The sequence below is a fragment of the Acrocarpospora corrugata genome (assembly GCF_009687845.1).
Lineage (GTDB): Bacteria > Actinomycetota > Actinomycetes > Streptosporangiales > Streptosporangiaceae > Acrocarpospora > Acrocarpospora corrugata.
In genome coordinates this window covers 1-1142 of record NZ_BLAD01000018.1, presented here as the reverse complement: position 1 = coordinate 1142, position 1142 = coordinate 1, and the positions used below count along the sequence as shown (strand labels likewise).

Genomic DNA, 1142 nt, shown 5'->3' with positions numbered 1-1142 from the left:
GACTTGATCAGGAGTTGTGCCACGTCGACGACTTCCAGGGAGGCCTTGGCGGCGCCGGTGTTCTTCTTCTCGTTGATCGCGTCGCCGAGCATCACCAGACAGAAGGGGCAGGCGGTGGAAACCGTGTCCGGGTCGGTCGTCAGCGCCTCGTCCACCCGTTCGGTGTTGATGCGCTTGCCGATCCGCTCCTCCATCCACATGCGGGCACCGCCGGCGCCGCAGCAGAAACCGCGGTCCTTGCAGCGATGCATCTCCTGGGTCTGAAGGCCCGGCACCTTGGCCATGATGTCGCGCGGCTGCGCGTAGACCTTGTTGTGACGGCCCAGGAAACACGGGTCGTGATAGGTGACCCTCTCCTCGATCGGAGTGATCGGGGTGAGCTTGCCGGTGTCCACCAGATGCGCCAGAAGCTGAGTGTGATGCACCACCTCATAGGTCCCGCCCAGCTGCGGATACTCGTTGGCCAGAGTGTTGAAGCAGTGCGGGCAGGTCGCGACGATCTTCTTGACACCGGCCTCGTTCAACGTCTCGATGTTCTGCTGGGCCAGCATGCTGAACAAGAACTCCATGCCCAGACGGCGAGCCGGATCACCCGTGCAGGCCTCCATCGGGCCCAGCACCGCGAACTTCACCCCCGCGATGTGCAGGAGCTCGGCCACCGCCTTGGTGGTCTTCTTCGCCCGATCCTCCAACGCCCCCGCACAACCCACCCAGAACAGGTACTCCGCGTCCTCGGGCATCTTCTCATCGACCACCTGGACCTCGAAGTCGAGCTCGGCCACCCAGTCGGCCCGCTTCATCTCCGGCATACCCCACGGGTTGCCCTTGTTCTCCAGGTTCTTCAGCATCACCCCCGCCTCGGAAGGGAAGCTCGACTCGATCATCACCTGGTAACGCCGCATGTCCAGGATGTGATCGACGTGCTCGATGTCCACCGGGCACTGCTCGACACACGCACCGCAGTTCGTACACGACCACAGCACATCCGGATGGATCACCCCGTCCACCCCGACCAGCGGCTTGTCCAGCAGAGCCAGCACATCCTCACCCTGATGCGAACGCTGCTCCTCACTCATCAGCAGATACGGCGCGACCGCGAACGCGTGATCACGCTGATCCAGGATGAGCATCTTGGGCGACAA

General features: G+C 63.2%; 1 protein-coding gene. It reads right to left on the bottom strand.

Going from position 1 to position 1142, the window contains the following annotated elements:
• Positions 1-1142, bottom strand: a 1142-nt coding sequence (locus Acor_RS00120) for a (Fe-S)-binding protein (protein WP_246238315.1), incomplete at both ends; no start/stop codon positions are given.